The organism is Mesorhizobium captivum, from assembly GCF_033977165.1.
GTDB classification, from domain to species: domain Bacteria; phylum Pseudomonadota; class Alphaproteobacteria; order Rhizobiales; family Rhizobiaceae; genus Mesorhizobium; species Mesorhizobium captivum.
On sequence record NZ_JAVIJB010000026.1, the window covers coordinates 89,736 to 105,325 of the forward strand.

Sequence of the window (15,590 nt, forward strand, 5' to 3'; positions counted from 1 at the left end):
TCGCTCAGATCTCCGGGATGCTCTCTCGGAAAATCACCTGAAGCCGCGGCTGGTGCAGCTCGTAGGGCAATCCCCTGACGGCGTGGGACAGGATGTTGAGCGCCTCGCGCGCTTCGACGCGCGGATTCTGGTCGATCACCGCATCGAGCGTGCCGTCGAGCAGCAGCTCCTTGGTGCCGTCGGTCACCTCGTGGCCGAGGAAGAGGATGTCTTTCGCGCGTCCGCGTTCCTTGAGCGCGCGGGCAATGCCGGTGTTGCCGGCGCCGACATTGTAGATGGCGGCGAGGTCGGGATGGCGCTCGAGCAGGGCCGACGCCTCCGAATAGGCCTTCTCGCGGTCGTCCAGCATTTCGCGCATCTCGACGATTTCGAGGTTAGGGGATTCCTCCGCGAGGATATGGCGAAAACCCATCTCGCGCTCCTCGTGGCCGCGATAGGCAAGCGAGCCCGCGAACAGCGCGACCTTGCCCGGACGCCCCGCGCCCATGAAGCGGTTGAGCAGGTAGCCGGCCAGCCGCCCGGCGGCGCGGTTGTCGATGCCGATATAGGCGACCCTCGGCACATGCAGGATGTCGGAAGCGATGGTGACGACCTTGACGTCGCTCGCCGACAGCGAGCGGATCGCCTCGCGCACCGTCGGATGGTCGAGCGCGATGACGCCGATGCCTTGCGTCTGGCCGTGCAGGTCCTGCAGCAGGCGGGCGAGCCGGTCGGGATTGAAACCTTCGATCGTCGTCACGCGCACGTCGAGATCGGGCCGCGTCTGGGCCTGCGCCTCGATGTGGCGATGCAGCAGCTTGATGAAGGAGTTGGTGCCGGCGGGCAGCGCGAAGTCGAGCCTGATTGTCTGACCCGGCACGGTTCGTTGCGGCGCCCCGTTCGGGGTCTCGGCAATGTAGCCAAGGCGCTGCGCCATCTCGATGACGATCTCGCGCGTGCGCGCCCTGACCCCGGGACGGTTGTTGAGCACACGGTCGACCGTGGCCGGAGAAACGCCGGCTTCCCGGGCTATATCTGTCAGTGTTGACCGCACGTCGAGCACCTCATCGCAAGCATCAAAATCACGCAGCTGCCAATCCGTTCCGGAAAACCGCTCAGCCGCAGCCGCGATTCTGATGTGAAATGATGTAACCGGCCTTGGCCCGCACGCAAGCCGACGCGTTACACAAGACAGCAAAGGCCCGGCAAAGCCGGCCGGATTGGCGCAAGAATTCCTCAAAACCACGCAATGGGTGCGATGTGATTGGCTCGGCGGACTGCATTCTCTCCCTCGTTTGCGATCTTATGACGTGTTTTGAGTATTTATGATGTTGACAGGCTCGATATGGTTCCGTCAATATCCCTCATAAGGGCCATGGAGGAACAGGCCCTTGAGGGAGGAGTTCCAATGACTGATTTGATCCGCGTCTCGCGGCGCCGCCTGCTGGCGTCCGGAGGAAAGGCGGCGGTGCTGGTTGCTGCGACTGGCATTGCCCCGCAATTCATTCGCCCGGGCCGCGCGTTCGCTGCCGACGCGCTGGCGCCCGGCATGATCGGCGGGCCGACCGGCTTCGACGGTGCCGAGCGCTACCAATACGGGCCAGATACGCCGGAAGGGCGCGCCATCGAGGCGATCAAGGCGATGAAGGGCGCCGGCAAGGCGCCGGCCAAGATCGTGCTCGGCCTCTCGGACGGCTCGATCGGCCAACTGACGCAGCCGTTCCCCGCAGGAGCGCCGTCGATCAAGGATCTGTGGGAAAAGGAAACCGGCATTCCGCTCGAAGTCGTCGGCGTGCCGAACGGCCAGGAATTCACCAAGACGATGCAGGACATCTCCACCAAGGGTGGGGCGTATGACATCTATGCGGTGGAATGGAACCGCCTCGGCGACCTCGCCGAGACCGGCGGCATCATCAAGCTCGACGACTTCGTCGCCCAGCACAAGCCGGAATGGGACGATCCGGAGCGCGGTTACGTCAACGGCGCCAAGGGCGTTTCGCTGCTCAACCAGTATCGCGGCTCGACCTATGGCGTGTCGCTCGACGGCGACTTCCAGACCTGGGTCTACCGTACCGACCTGTTCGGCGACGAGGCCGAGAAGAAGGCCTTCAAGGACAAGTACGGCTACGATCTCGCGCCGCCCAGGACCTGGAAGCAGCATGGCGACATCGCCGCCTTCTTCCATCGCCCGGACAAGGGCCTGTTCGGCTCGACCGACCTGCGCAACCAGGGCTGGGGCTACACCAACTGGTACCAGCGCTACGTCTCGATGGCTTCGCCCAACCAATACCTGTTCGACGACGCAGGCAAGCCGCTGATCAATTCCGAGCAGGGCATCGCGGCGACGAAGGAATATGTCGATTCGCTGGCGCATCATTCGCCGGACGCGATCTCGTGGGGCTGGCCGGAGCAGTATGGCAACTTCGCCAAGGGCGGCGCGGCGATGACCTGCGCCTTCTCCAACCTGCCGAAATTCCTCGACAATGCCGGCAACAAGGATTCCGCGGTCACCGGCAAGATCGGCTCGATGCTGCCGCCCGGCCGCGAGATCGACGGCAAGCTGGTCAGCCGCTCGGTGCTGTGGCTCAACCTGTCGGCTTCGGTCTCGGCGCAGTCCGAGAATCCGGAAGCCTGCTATCTCTTCCTGCAGTGGCTTGGATCGAGCCGCATCTATGCCTGGATGACGGCCAACCCGGGCGGCTATTTCGATCCGTTCCGCCTCTCGGACTTCTCCGATCCGCTGGTCCGCCAAACCTATCACGCCTACCACATGGACGTGGTGCGCGAGACGGTGGCGCGCACCGTGCCGACCATCAACTATCCCGGCGCTACGGCTTTCCACAACGCGCTCGACGAGAACCTCGTCGCCGCGCTGACCAAGGCCAAGACGCCCGAGCAGGCCATGGCCGACACCGAGGCCGAGTGGAAGAAGATCGCGCGGCGCACCGGTGAGGATAAGCTCCTCGAAGCCATCAAGACCAATAAGGAGGCCTGGCCGACGGTTCTCGACTCGATCGCCTGATCCGCCTCCCTGGATCAGAAAAGGAGGGGAGGGGGCACTGCTCCTCCCCTTCGAAACAACGCCACCAGCAAAGCAGCCAGATGAAGCGTTCCGTTCCTTTCGAGATATTCCGCTACGCCGCGATCTTCGTGGCGATCGCGGTGACGCTGGTGCCGATCCTGTGGATGGCGTCGATGGCCTTCAAGCCGATCGGCGAATGGTCGGCCACAGGTGCCGACCTGGCCTGGTGGCCGAAGAACCCGACGCTCAGCAATTTCCAGTTCGTATTCGGCGAATCCACCAACAGCCTGATCGTGGCGCTAGACCGCACGGCGCTGAAGCCGATCCTGTCGTCGCTGCTCTCGGCGGTGTTCGGAACCGCGATCGCCATGTCGGCGGGCACCGCGGCCGCTTACGGCCTGTCGCGTTTCGGCTCCGGCCAGAACCTGCCGCTGGCGCTGATCCAGCTCAGGCTGTTTCCGCCCATGGCCGTCATGATTCCCGTGATGATCATGTGGTCGTTTCTCAACTTCACCGACAGTTGGTGGGGGCTGGCACTGATCTACGGCATCGTCACGCTGCCCTTCGCCTTCTGGCTGATGAAGACCTTCTTCGACGACATGCCGCGCGAGATCGAGGAGGCAGCGCTCGTCGAGGGCTGCTCGCGGCTGCGCGTCTTCACCCGCATCACGCTGCCGATGATGCGCGCGCCGCTGGCAAGTGCTGCGCTCTTCGTCTTCATCCTCAACTGGTCGGACTATCTGATCGCGCTGCTGCTCACGACGCGCGAATGGGTGACGATCCCTGTCTATATGGCGTCGCTGTCGTCTTCGATGACCGGACAGCTCTACGGCGCCAAGGCGGCGCTCGGCCTGATCGCGGCGGTGCCGCCGGTCATCTTGGGCATCGCTATCCAGCGCCATCTGGTGCGCGGACTGACCTTCGGAGCGCTCAAGCAATGAGCGCGGTGACCGCCACGATTCCGGAGGACGAGATGGGCACCGCGTGCGGCAAGCCGGCCTTGCGGGACGAGGGCGCGCGGCTTGGCTTCCGGCTTACCCTGCCGGCGCAGATCCTGGTGCTGTTCATTTCGGCCTTCCCGCTCCTGATGCAGCTCTACATCAGCGTCACCGACTGGTCGCCGCTTTCCGGCATCGGCTGGTGGAACGCCTGGGAGATGTGGAACAGCTTTGCCAACTATACCGATCTTATGGCCGACGCGCGCTTCTGGAGCGCTTTGCAGCGCACGGCGATCGTCATGGTCGTCTGCGTGCCAGCGGAGTTCCTGCTGGGCTTGGCCCTTGCAACGCTGTTCGCCGACGACTTTCCCGGCAAGCGCATCTTCTATTCGATCCTGCTGATGCCGATGATGGTGGTGCCGGCGGTCGCCGGCTACATGTTCTTCATGCTGTTCCAATCGGGCGGACCGGTGAACGACATCCTGTCGAATATCGTCGGAACGCCCGTCACCATCGCCTGGCTTTCCGATCCGACGCTGGCGCTGATCGCCGTGATGATCGCCGACATCTGGCAGTGGACGCCGCTGATGTTCCTCATCCTGCTTGCCGGCCTTGTCGGCGTGCCGGAGGACCAAATGAAGGCGGCGACGCTGCTCGGCGCCAACGCGTGGCAGCGCTTCACCACCATCGTGCTGCCGAAGATGAAGACGATCATCTTCATCGCGCTGGCGATCCGGGTGATCGAGAACTTCAAGATCTTCGACACGCTCTACATCATGACCGGCGGCGGCCCCGGCGTCGCCACCGAGACGATCTCCGTCTACATCTACAAGGTCACCACCCAGGACCTGATCTGGGGCTATGTGGCGGCCATCGCTCTAGCCATGCTGATCGTGCTCTCGATCGTCGCGGTCTACGCCATGAAGCGCATGGCGAAGGCCCGGGAGTTGGCGGCATGAGCGCGATCCACCTCAAGAACCTGGTCAAAAAATTCGGCGACTTCACCGCGCTAAAGACGATGGACCTCGCGATCGCCGACGGCGAGTTCATGGCGCTGCTCGGGCCTTCCGGCTGCGGCAAGTCGACGACGATGAACATGATCGCCGGCATGGAAGAGCCGACCAGCGGAAAAATCCTGTTCGGCGAGCGCGACATGGCCGGTGTGCCGATGGGGCGGCGCGGCGTCGGCTTCGTCTTCCAGAACTACGCGATTTTCACCCATATGACGGTGCGGCAGAACCTCACCTACGGGCCGAAGATGCGCGGCGCCGCCAAGGTCGAGATCGACCGCCGCGTCGGCGCCATCGCCGAGATGCTGCAGCTTTCACCGCTGCTCGACCGCAAGGCGGACCGGCTCTCGGTCAACATCCTGCAGCGCGTCGCGATCGGCCGCTCGGCGATCATGGAGCCGGCGATCTTCCTGCTCGACGAGCCGCTGTCCAATGTCGACGCGGCCTTCCGCGCGGTGATGCGCACCGAACTCAAGCAGCTGCAGCGCCAGTTCAAGCAGACCATGGTCTATGTCACGCACGACCAGCTCGAAGCGATGACCATGGCCGACCGTATCGCGGTGATGGATCATGGCGGGCTGCAGCAGGTCGGCACGCCGCTCGAGGTCTACAACAATCCGGCCAACGTCTTCGTCGCCCGCTTCATCGGCGCGCCGGGCATGAACTTGCTCAAGGGGAGGCCCGCCGAAAGCGATCGCGGGCTGGTGATCGATCTCGGGCCGCTCGGCGTCACGCCACCCTTGCCCGACGAGCTCGCTCCGGCCGTGCGCGCGGCGCGCGGAGAGGTGCTCTACGGCTTCCGGCCGGAGCAGGTGACGCTTGCCGAGCGCGGGCTGTCGATGCCGGTGACATTCGTCGAGCGGATCGGCGCGCGCACCATCGTTCATCTGGGCGAAGATGACAGTGCGGTGAAGGCGGTTTTCGAGAACGATGTCGGGCTGTCGATCGGGCAGCTGGCGATCGTGGCGCCGCCGGCTTCGTCGGTGCGTGTCTTCGACGCCGCCACCGGCCTCGCAGTGAGGGCGGGCTGAGACATGGCCGACATCGTTTTCCGCAATGTCACGAAGCGCTACGGCAAAACACTTGCCGTCGACGACGCCTCGTTCACCGTCAACGACAACGAGTTCTTCTGCTTCTTCGGCCCGCCGCTCTCGGGCAAGTCGACGATCCTGCGCCTTGTGCTCGGATTGGAGGTGCCGGACGAGGGCGAGATCCAGATCGGCGGCAAGCCGGTCAACAGTGTCTCGCCGGCCGAGCGCAATGTCGCCATGGTGTTCCAGAACCTGGCGCTGTTCCCGCATATGAGCGCGCGCGACAATGTCCGCTTCCCGCTGGTCGAGCGGAAGGTCGCGGAAGCCGAGATCGAAAAGCGCCTCGCCGATGTCGCGGCCAAGCTCCATATCGGCCATATCCTGCACAAGCCGCCGGCGCAGCTCTCCGGCGGCGAGCGGCAGCGCGTGGCGATCGCGCGCGCCTTGGTGCGCGATCCGGCCGCCTATCTGATGGACGATCCGATCTCGGCGCTCGATGCGCGGCTGCGCGAGGAGACGCGCGTCGAGCTGAAGCGCATCCAGCGCGATTTGGGCAAGACGCTGATCTACGTTACCCACGACCAGGAGGAGGCGATGTCGGTCGCCGACCGTATCGCCATCCTGGAGAACGGCCGCATCAGGCAGATCGGCGCGCCGGCCGAGATCTACGATCGTCCGGCAAGCGCCTATGTGGCGCGCATGCTCGGCTCGCCGATGATGAACATCCTGCCCTCGGTGCGCGGCGCCGGCGGGGTCGAGGCGGCCGAAGGTGCAATCCGCATTGCCGACGCCGAGGCGCCGGCCGAGGCGATCGAGATCGGGCTCAGGCCCGAAGACATCAAGGTGCGTCCCTGGGCAGACAATGAGATGGCGGACGGGGGCAAGGGCCGCCCGGCGCGAGTGTTCGAGGTCGAGCCGCTCGGCGGCTACACCGTGGTGACACTTGCCGCCGGGCAGGCGCGGGTGAGGGCACTGCTGCGCGGCCAGCCCGACATCAGGCCGGACGCGCTGGTGGCGATATCCTGCGAGCCGGCCAGAGTGCATTATTTCGGCCAGGACGGAGCCGCGTTGTGACGGCGGCCGCAAGCACAGAATTTCGGGAGGAAGAGATGGCAAGCAAAGGCTTCGAGCCGGACGTCAAGGTTCGCACCAAGGACTACAAAATCGGCTGCGTCGGCGCCGGCATGATCATGGCCGAGTGCCATCTGGCGGCTTACAAGGAAGCAGGCTTTCCGGTGGTGGCGATCGCCTCGCGCACCAAGGCGAATGCTGAGAAGGTTGCCACCCGCTGGGGTATTCCGACCGTGCACGACACGCCGGAGCAACTGATCGAGGACGAACGAGTCGAGATCATCGATCTCGCCTTCCCGCCAGACCAGCAGCCGGCGCTCATCCGCCATGCGCTGAAGCAGACGCACATCAAGGCGATCCTGGCGCAGAAGCCGCTGGCGCTGACGGTGGAAGAGGCGGTCAAGCTGCGCGACGAGGCAGCCAGGGCCGGCAAGATCCTCTCGGTCAACCAGAACATGCGCTACGACCAGTCGATGCGCGTCCTGAAGCAGATCATCGACAACGGCGAGCTCGGCGACATCGTCTTCGCGCAGATCGACATGCACGCGATCCCGCACTGGCAGACCTTCCTCGAGGACTATGACCGGCTGACGCTCGCCAACATGAGCGTGCACCATCTCGACGTGCTGCGTTTCCTGTTTGGCGATCCCGACGAGATCACCACGCTGACGCGCAAGGACCCGCGCACCCGCTTCGATCATTCCGACGGCATCACGGTGTCGACGCTGCGCTTCCCGTCCGGCGTGCTTGCCGTTTCGCTGGAGGATGTGTGGTCCGGTCCGCGCCAGGAAGGTTACAAGGACGACCAGCACATCAACTGGCGCGTCGACGGCACCAAGGGCGTCGCCAAGGGCACGATCGGCTGGCCGACGGGCTCTGCCTCGACGCTGACCTACGCTTCGGCCGAGACGACCGGCGGCGAATGGGTCAGCCCAAGCTGGGAGACGATGTGGTTCCCGCATGCCTTCATCGGCGTGATGGAACAGCTGCAGCACGCGGTGAAGACCGGCACGCCGCCGGCGCTCTCCGTCGCCGACAACGTCAAGACCATGGCGCTGGTGGAGGCGGGCTACCGCTCGATCGCGTCGGGCCGCACCGTCAAGCTCTCCGAAATCTCCACAAACTGAATCAACTGAATCGCTTACAGGGAGGAATTCACACCATGATGCAGGCAGGCATTTTCACGGGGTATTTCCCATACGGCCTCGAAGAGACGGCGCAAAAGATCCGCGGCCTCGGTTTCAACACGGTGCAGCTCGACCTGCATTTCAAGGACATCGACCTCTCGGCCGGCCAGATCACCAAAGACAAGGCGAAGAAGGTGCGCGACACCTTCCGCGATCATAATCTGCCAGTCTGCTGCGTGTCGGGCTATACCAACATCATCCATCCGGACAAGGCGGAGCGCGAGAAGCGCGTCGGCTATCTCAAGGAGATCATCCGCAACGCCCGCCATTTCGGCTCGCCTTTCGTGATCTCGGAGACCGGTACCTACAACACCGAGTCCGACTGGGTACATCACCCGAAGAACAAGACCGAAGAAGGGTTCGAGGAATGCCGCAAGGTGATCGCGGACCTTGCCCAGACGGCCTACGACCACGGCGCGGTCTTTCTGCTCGAGACCTATGTCAACAACGTCGTCGGTTCGGTCGAAGAGACGGTGAAGATGTTCGCGCAGGTCGACCATCCCGGCCTCGGCCTGCTGATGGACCCGACCAACTATTTCGAGACCCACAACATCGACCGGATGGACCAGATCCTGAACCAGGTCTTCGACACGCTGACCGACAAGATCAGAATAGCCCACGCCAAGGACGTCAAGCGCTCGGGCAGCGACAAGTCGGAAAAGCATGCCGATATCGGCGACGCCGATGCGATGGAAAGCCACACCTTCCGCGGCGTCGGCGAGATCGAGCTGCCGGCGCCAGGCCTCGGCTCGCTGAACTACGATCTCTACCTCAAGCGGCTCGCCGAGAAGCACCCGAACATCCCGGTCATCATCGAGCATCTGTCGGAGGACGACGTGCCGCGCGCCAAGAAGTTCCTCGACGGGAGGTTCCGCGAGAACGGCCTGTGAGGCTGCACGGCCCCGCCTTTCTGGGCGGCGCCGGTATCCTTTGCCAGACATGAGAGTGGAGGAAACGAGATGTTGAAGTTTGGATTGAAGCTGGCGGCCGCAGCGACTGTGCTGGCCAGTGTTGCCTTCGGGTCAGCCGGGCAGGCGCAGGATGGCCAGAAGACATTTTTCCTTTTGTCGCATGGCGGTCCGTCGGACGCGTTCTGGATCGACTGGAACGCCGGCGCCACCAAGGCCTGCGACCAGCTCAAGGTGGCCTGCAAGATCTCCTTCAGCGGCGGCGACATGGCGGCGCAGAAGGAAGCCTTCAATTCGGCGCTTGCCGCCAAGCCCGACGGCATTGCCACCACCTCGGCGCAGCCCGGCCTGTGGACCGAGGAAGTGAAGGCTGCGAAGGCGGCCGGCATCCCGATCGTGTTCTTCAACACGGACGATCCGGCGACCGGACGCCAGGCCTATGTCGGCGCTGACCTCAAGGAAGCCGGCGCCATCTGGGCGAAGTATCTCGTCGACCACAAGATGGTGAAGCAGGGCGACAAGGTCTTCCTGCCGGTCGAGGTTCCGGGTGCCAGCTATCAGCAGCTCGAGACCGAGGGCATCGCCGGCGTCTTCGATCCGCTCGGCATCAAATATGACGTGGTCGACTGCGGCACCGATCCGGCCGGCATCATCGCCAAGATGACCGACTATATGGTCGCCAACAATCCGCCCGCCATCATCGCGCTGGGCGACTCCGTGGCCGCCAGCGTCAAGCGGGTGTTCGACGGCGCCGGTATTCCGGCCGGCAAGATCCCGGTGGTGGGCTGGGGCAATTCGAAGGAGACGGCCGAGGCGGTCAAGGACGGGTTCGTCAACGCCGCCGCCTGGCAGTATCCGTCGGCGCAAGGCTTCATGCCAGTCGCGCTGCTCGGTCTCGCGGCGTCCGGCGAGCCGATCGGCTACGACATCCACACCTTCGGCCTCTACGACGCCTCCAGCGTCGAGCCGATCCTGAAGCTCTACGACAAGAAGTAAGGAAATCGGCGTCCACCGCGCGCGCGGCGGGCGCCACGCAGCAAGCATGGTTCAGCAAGTCATGGCAATCACCGCGGAAGACGGCGTAAGGAGCGGGAAAGGCAGGTCGAGCCTTATGCGCTCGCCGCAATTCTCCTCCTTCGTCATTCTCGTCGTCCTGCTCGCGGTGTTCGCGGTCGCCGACGGCAATTTCCTGTCGCCGCTCAATATCTCCAACATGATGGCGTTCTTGCCGGAGCTCGGCATCATTGCGCTCGGCATGACGCTGCTCTTGACCGCCGGCGAATTCGACCTGTCGGTGGGCGCGGTGTTCGCGCTGGCGCCGGTCGTGGTGATGCTTCTGGTGCAGAATGGCGGTGTCGATATCGGCGTGGCGCTGCTTGCCGGGCTTTTGCTCTGCATCGCGATCGGCGCGATCAACGGCGTGATCGTCACCAAGATTGGCATCTCGTCCTTTCTGGTGACGCTGTCGATGCTGCTGATCGTGCGGGGTGCGGCGCTCTACATCACGCAGGGTTTTCCGCTGAAATCCTGGAATGAGCCGGGGTTCTTCGTGACGCTGCTCGCTGGCAGCTTCAACGTCGGTTCATTCCGTTTCTACACCTCGCTCTGGTGGTTCATCGGCCTGTCGCTGCTTGCGGTCTATGTGCTGCGCTACGCCAAGCTCGGCAACTGGATCAGCGCCATCGGCTCCAACCGCAACGCCGCGGTGGCACGCGGCGTGCCGGCCGACGCCGTCAAGATCTGGCTGTTCATCCTCACCTCGGTGCTTGCCGGGCTTGCCGGCATGATCAGCGCCTTCCGCATCTCGGCGGCTTCGCCGGTGGCGGGCACGGGATACGAGCTCGAAGTGATCGCCATGGTGGTGGTTGGCGGCACGGCGCTGACTGGCGGCCGAGGCACGATCCTCGGCACCATCGTCGGCGCGCTGATGCTGCGCACGATCCGCAACGGCATCGTGCTCGTCGGCGTGCCGGGGCTGGCCTACAACATCTTCGTCGGGGTCATCATCCTCGCCATGCTCATCCTGCACGCTCTGCTGCAGAAAAACGCCGCAAGGAGCTGACCATGATGCAGGAAGTGCTCCGGCTGCAGAATCTGCAAAAATCCTTCGGCAGCGTGCGCGCGCTGAAGAGCGCCTCGCTGACGCTGAGGGAAGGCGAGGTGGTGGCCCTGCTCGGCGACAACGGCGCCGGCAAGTCGACGCTGATCAAGGCGATCTCCGGCGTCTTCCCGGTCGATCGCGGCGACATCTATGTGCGCGGCCAGAAGGTCTCGATCCGCACGACGCGCGACGCGATGGATCTCGGCATCGAAACCATCCACCAGGACACCTCGCTGGCGCCCGACCTCAGCATCGCGCGCAACCTGTTCCTAGGTCGCGAGCCGGTCAATCTGAAATGGCTCGGTGTCTTCGCGCCGCTCGACCTTGCCAAGCTGCGCGATGCGGCGTCGGCGCTGCTGAAGCGCGTCGGCATCTCCAAGAAGCTCGACGCCGATGCGCTGGTCAGCACGCTGTCCGGCGGCGAGCGCCAGTCGATCGCGATCTCTCGCGCCATGCAGTTCGCCGCCAAAGTGATCATCCTCGACGAGCCGACCAACAATCTCGGCGTCGAGGAGACGCATGGCGTGCTGCGCTTCGTCAAGGAGATGCGCGAGGCCGGCCATTCGGTGCTTTTGATCACCCACAACATCCACCACGTGTTCGAGGCCGCCGACCGCATCGTCGTCATGCGGCGCGGCGAGATCGTCGCCGAGCAGACGGTCGCCGACACCGATCTTCTGACCGTGGAAAGCCTGATAACCGGCGCCGACATGTCGGCGCTGATGAAAAGGGCGCAGTGACGGCATGGTGAAGCTTTACGGACAGACGCTCTCGCGCCGGCAGGTCGCCGAACGCTCCGGCATGCTGTCGCAGTTCGCCGGAGTGCGGCTGATGACGCTTGACGACGGCGTCGAGCGCGGCATTCGCATGCTCGAGTTCCGCACCGGCTCGGGCCTGCGCTTCACCGCGCTGGTCGACCGCGCGCTCGACATCGCCGATTGCGAGTACAAGGGCCAGGCGATCAGCTGGCATTCGCCGAGCGGCTTCCGCCATCCCGCCTTGCACGACTATGAAGGCGAGGACGGCTTTGCCTGGGGGCGGTCGTTCTCCGGCCTGCTCGTCACCTGCGGCCTCGACCACATACTCGGCCGCAACGAGGTGCCGGCCGAGAATTACAACTATCCGGGCCGCAAGAGGGTGACCCATTCGCTGCATGGGCGCATCGGCACCATTCCGGCGCGGCTCACCGGATATGGCGAGCGCTGGGACGGCGATCGCTGTGTGCTCTGGGCGGAGGGCATCGTCCAGCAGGCAACCGTGTTCGGCGAGGACCTGCATCTGATCCGCCGGATCGAGGCCGATGTCGGCGGCAACGAGATCCGGCTTTCGGACCGCGTCGTCAATCACGGCTTCCACCGCACGCCGCATATGTATTTCTATCACGTCAATGTCGGCCATCCGCTGCTCGACGAAGGCTCGCGCTACCTGGCGCCGATCCGCGATGTCGTGTGGGCGGCGCATGCCGGCGAGCGCTACGAGGCGCAGGAGGTCGGCTATCGCAGCGTCCCGGCGCCGCAGACCGGCTTCAGCGAGCAGGTCTGGCAGCACGAGCTCGGCGCCGACGCCAAGGGCGGGGTGCCGGTGGCCGTCGTCAACGACCGCATCGGCCTCGGCTTCGAGGTAGTCACCCGCAAGGACCAGTTGCCCTGCTGCTATCAGTGGCAGAATTTCCAGGCTGGGCAGTACGCGCTCGGCATCGAGCCGTCGACGCATCACGTGCTGGGCAACCTTGCCGCGCGCGAGCGCGGCGAGATGATCTGGCTGGAGCATGGCGAGACCCGTACCTATGACGCGGTGTTCCGCGTCCTCGACGGCAAGGAGGCGATCGCCGACGCCGAAGGCAGGATCACGGCCATCGCGCGTCAGCCCGAGCAGGACTATCCTCAGCCCTCCGGCAATTTCCTAAAATTGGCAGGCAGGGCATGAGCGCGACAATTGTCCATAGCAAGCCCTCCGGCCGGCGGACCGGATCGCCAGCGGTGCGAGAAGGTTGGAGGTCGATGTGACGACGATGGCAAAGAAGCGCGACTACAGCCTTGTCGGCGAAAGTACTCGGCTTGCGATCGAGACCGGGCTCGCCTCGGCCGAGTGGTACCACACTGACGTGTCGCGCAAGACGATGAAGGAGCTGATGCAGCGCTCGGACGGGCCGGCGATCCGCGATACCGTCATCTGGATCGCCGCGATCCTGGGCTCGGCCGCCGGAATCATCTGGTTCTGGGGCACGTGGTGGGTCGTGCCGTTCCTGTTCGTCTACGGCGTGCTCTATGGTTCGTCGAGCGACTCGCGCTGGCACGAATGCGGCCACGGCACCGCTTTCCGCACGCGCTGGATGAATGACGTCGTCTACCACATCGCCTCCTTCATGCTGGTGCGCAATCCCGTGCAGTGGCGCTGGAGCCATGCCCGCCACCATACCGACACCATCATCGTCGGCCGCGATGCCGAGATCGCCGTCATGCGGCCGCCGGACCTCATCAAGGCGGCGCTCGCCTTTACCGGCATCCTCGACTTCCGCTATTCGCTGCCGACGCTGGTGCGCCAGGCCTTCGGCAAATTGTCGGACGACGAGAAGAGCTACATCCCGGAGATGGAGCAGTATAAGGCGGTGATCGCCGCGCGCTGGCACATTGCGGTATACGTTGCGACGATCGCTGCCGCGATCGCGCTTAAATCATGGATACCGCTGGTGCTGATCGGCCTGCCGCGTCTCTACGGCACCTGGCACATGGTGATGACCGGCTTGCTCCAGCATATCGGCCTAGCCGACAACGTCACCGATCACCGGCTCAACACGCGCACCGTCTACATGAACCCGATCAGCCGGTTCATCTACTGGAACATGAACTACCATGTGGAGCACCACATGTTCCCGATGGCGCCCTATCACGCGCTGCCGAAGCTGCACGAGCTGATCAAGCACGACCTGCCGGAGCCGAATCCCTCGATGTGGCACGCGTATCGCGAGGTCTGGCCGGTGCTGCTCAGGCAGCTGAAATATGAGGACTACTACCTCAAGCGCGAACTGCCGCCGACGGCCAAGCCTTATCGCAGCGAGTTCCACGAGTTGGATATAACGGCGGCCGCGGCCGAATAGGCGGCACGTATCAATCCGGAGAGAGACGATGGCGGACTGGGTCGAAGCTTGCGCTGTGGATGACGTGGACGAGGAGGACGTGATCCGCTTCGACCATGGCGGCCGCAGCTTTGCGATCTACCGCTCGCCGGACGACGAGTTCTTCGCTACAGACGGCTTCTGCACGCACGAGAAGACGCATCTCGCCGACGGGCTGGTGATGGACGACATCATCGAATGCCCGAAGCACAACGGCCGCTTCAACTACAAGACCGGCAAGGCCAAGGGCGCGCCGGTCTGCGTCAACCTCAAGACCTATCCGGTCAAGGTCGAGGCCGGTAAAGTCTTGATCGAAATCGACTGATCGGCCGCACCAGCCAAGCTACGAAGGAACAGAAATCGATGAGCCGAAAGAGACCGACCGTTGCCGATCTGCGCGCCATGAAGGGCAAACGGCAGTTGACCATGCTGCGTGTGCTGACATTGGAAGAAGCGGAGGCCGCCGAGCGCGCCGGTGTCGACATCGTCTCGGTGCCGCCGGAACTGGTGCTCAATCCGCAGTACCGCGACGCGGCGCCCAGCCTCTTCACCATGCCGGGCGACAATTTCTACGAGATCGGCACCGCTGATGATTTTGTGCGTTGGTCGTTCAGGCTCTACAAGGCCGGCGCCGATGCCGTCTATTGCAGCGCCGGCTACGCGACCATCAAGCGCATGGCCGACGACGCTATTCCCGTCATCGGCCATGTTGGCCTCATTCCTTCCCGCGCGACCTGGACCGGCGGCTTCAAGGCCGTTGGCAAGACCGCCGACACCGCGATGCAGGTGTTCGAGGCGGTGAAGCAGTTGGAAGCCGCCGGCGCGATCGGCGCCGAGATCGAGGTGGTGCCGGTCGAAGTGGCGAAGGCGATCTCCGAGCGCACCTCGCTGATCATGCTGTCGATGGGAGCGGGCACGGGCTGCGACGCGCAATACCTATTTGCCGAAGATATTCTCGGCACCAATCGCGGTCACATGCCGCGCCACTCGAAGGTCTATCGCAACTTCGCCGCCGAGTACGACCGGCTGCAGGCGGAGCGCATTGCAGCGTTTTCCGAGTACGTCGCCGACGTCAACAGCGGCGCCTATCCGGAAGACAGGCATATCGTGCATATGGACCCGAACGAATTCAGCCTCTTCATAAAGAAGGTGGACGAGAAAGCCTAAAGCAGGTCGCGTGAAAAAGGATTCACGCGACCTGCTTTAGGTTCTTGATTTTAAGCATGTC

Annotated in this window: 15 protein-coding genes; 14 read left to right on the plus strand and 1 reads right to left on the minus strand. The window is 64.0% G+C overall.

All coding sequences use genetic code 11. The features are described 5' to 3' along the window. Positions 1-4 precede the first annotated feature (4 nt). Positions 5-1,033: a LacI family DNA-binding transcriptional regulator gene (locus tag RFM40_RS21565; RefSeq protein WP_320278164.1), complete on the minus strand. Its 1,029-nt coding sequence runs from the start codon at positions 1,031-1,033 to the stop codon at positions 5-7. Positions 1,034-1,387: 354 nt separating this feature from the next. Here RFM40_RS21565 and RFM40_RS21570 point away from each other — a divergent pair, with 354 nt between their 5' ends. The 14 genes from RFM40_RS21570 (at position 1,388) to RFM40_RS21635 (ending at position 15,529) form a co-directional block, all read left to right on the plus strand. Next, positions 1,388-3,001 (plus strand): extracellular solute-binding protein, encoded by a 1,614-nt coding sequence (locus RFM40_RS21570; protein ID WP_320225334.1) that lies wholly within the window; start codon positions 1,388-1,390, stop codon positions 2,999-3,001. 80 nt (positions 3,002-3,081) lie between these two features. Further along, positions 3,082-3,942, plus strand: a complete 861-nt coding sequence (locus RFM40_RS21575) for a carbohydrate ABC transporter permease (RefSeq protein WP_320278165.1) — start codon at positions 3,082-3,084, stop codon at positions 3,940-3,942. After that, positions 3,939-4,898, plus strand: coding sequence for a carbohydrate ABC transporter permease (locus RFM40_RS21580; protein WP_320278166.1), 960 nt, complete (start codon positions 3,939-3,941; stop codon positions 4,896-4,898). Before RFM40_RS21575 ends, RFM40_RS21580 begins: the two co-directional genes overlap by 4 nt. Continuing rightward, positions 4,895-5,980, plus strand: coding sequence for an ABC transporter ATP-binding protein (locus tag RFM40_RS21585; RefSeq protein WP_320278167.1), 1,086 nt, complete (start codon positions 4,895-4,897; stop codon positions 5,978-5,980). Before RFM40_RS21580 ends, RFM40_RS21585 begins: the two co-directional genes overlap by 4 nt. Before the next feature lie 3 nt (positions 5,981-5,983). Continuing rightward, positions 5,984-7,054, plus strand: coding sequence for an ABC transporter ATP-binding protein (locus RFM40_RS21590; protein ID WP_320278168.1), 1,071 nt, complete (start codon positions 5,984-5,986; stop codon positions 7,052-7,054). Between the two features lie 35 nt (positions 7,055-7,089). After that, on the plus strand, positions 7,090-8,178 hold the full coding sequence (locus tag RFM40_RS21595) for a Gfo/Idh/MocA family protein (protein ID WP_320225339.1): 1,089 nt from the start codon (positions 7,090-7,092) through the stop codon (positions 8,176-8,178). 35 nt (positions 8,179-8,213) lie between these two features. After that, complete coding sequence (locus tag RFM40_RS21600; protein WP_320278169.1) at positions 8,214-9,128, plus strand: sugar phosphate isomerase/epimerase family protein; 915 nt, start codon at positions 8,214-8,216, stop codon at positions 9,126-9,128. Positions 9,129-9,197: 69 nt separating this feature from the next. Next, a complete protein-coding gene (locus tag RFM40_RS21605) occupies positions 9,198-10,142 on the plus strand; it encodes a sugar ABC transporter substrate-binding protein (RefSeq protein WP_320225341.1) in 945 nt (314 codons plus the stop codon). 46 nt (positions 10,143-10,188) lie between these two features. Then, positions 10,189-11,208 (plus strand): ABC transporter permease, encoded by a 1,020-nt coding sequence (locus tag RFM40_RS21610; protein ID WP_320225342.1) that lies wholly within the window; start codon positions 10,189-10,191, stop codon positions 11,206-11,208. A gap of 2 nt (positions 11,209-11,210) precedes the next feature. Continuing rightward, positions 11,211-11,987: an ATP-binding cassette domain-containing protein gene (locus RFM40_RS21615; RefSeq protein WP_320225343.1), complete on the plus strand. Its 777-nt coding sequence runs from the start codon at positions 11,211-11,213 to the stop codon at positions 11,985-11,987. A 4-nt stretch (positions 11,988-11,991) separates the two neighbouring features. Continuing rightward, positions 11,992-13,173 carry an aldose 1-epimerase family protein gene (locus RFM40_RS21620; protein WP_320278170.1) on the plus strand — a complete coding sequence of 394 codons (1,182 nt, stop codon included), beginning with the start codon at positions 11,992-11,994 and terminating at the stop codon, positions 13,171-13,173. 85 nt (positions 13,174-13,258) lie between these two features. After that, positions 13,259-14,344, plus strand: a complete 1,086-nt coding sequence (locus tag RFM40_RS21625) for a fatty acid desaturase family protein (RefSeq protein WP_320225468.1) — start codon at positions 13,259-13,261, stop codon at positions 14,342-14,344. A 28-nt stretch (positions 14,345-14,372) separates the two neighbouring features. Beyond that, positions 14,373-14,687 (plus strand): MocE family 2Fe-2S type ferredoxin, encoded by a 315-nt coding sequence (locus tag RFM40_RS21630; protein WP_320278171.1) that lies wholly within the window; start codon positions 14,373-14,375, stop codon positions 14,685-14,687. 38 nt (positions 14,688-14,725) lie between these two features. Then, entirely contained in the window at positions 14,726-15,529 is an 804-nt protein-coding gene (locus tag RFM40_RS21635) for a 3-methyl-2-oxobutanoate hydroxymethyltransferase (RefSeq protein WP_320225346.1), read from the plus strand. Positions 15,530-15,590: the final 61 nt, after the last annotated feature.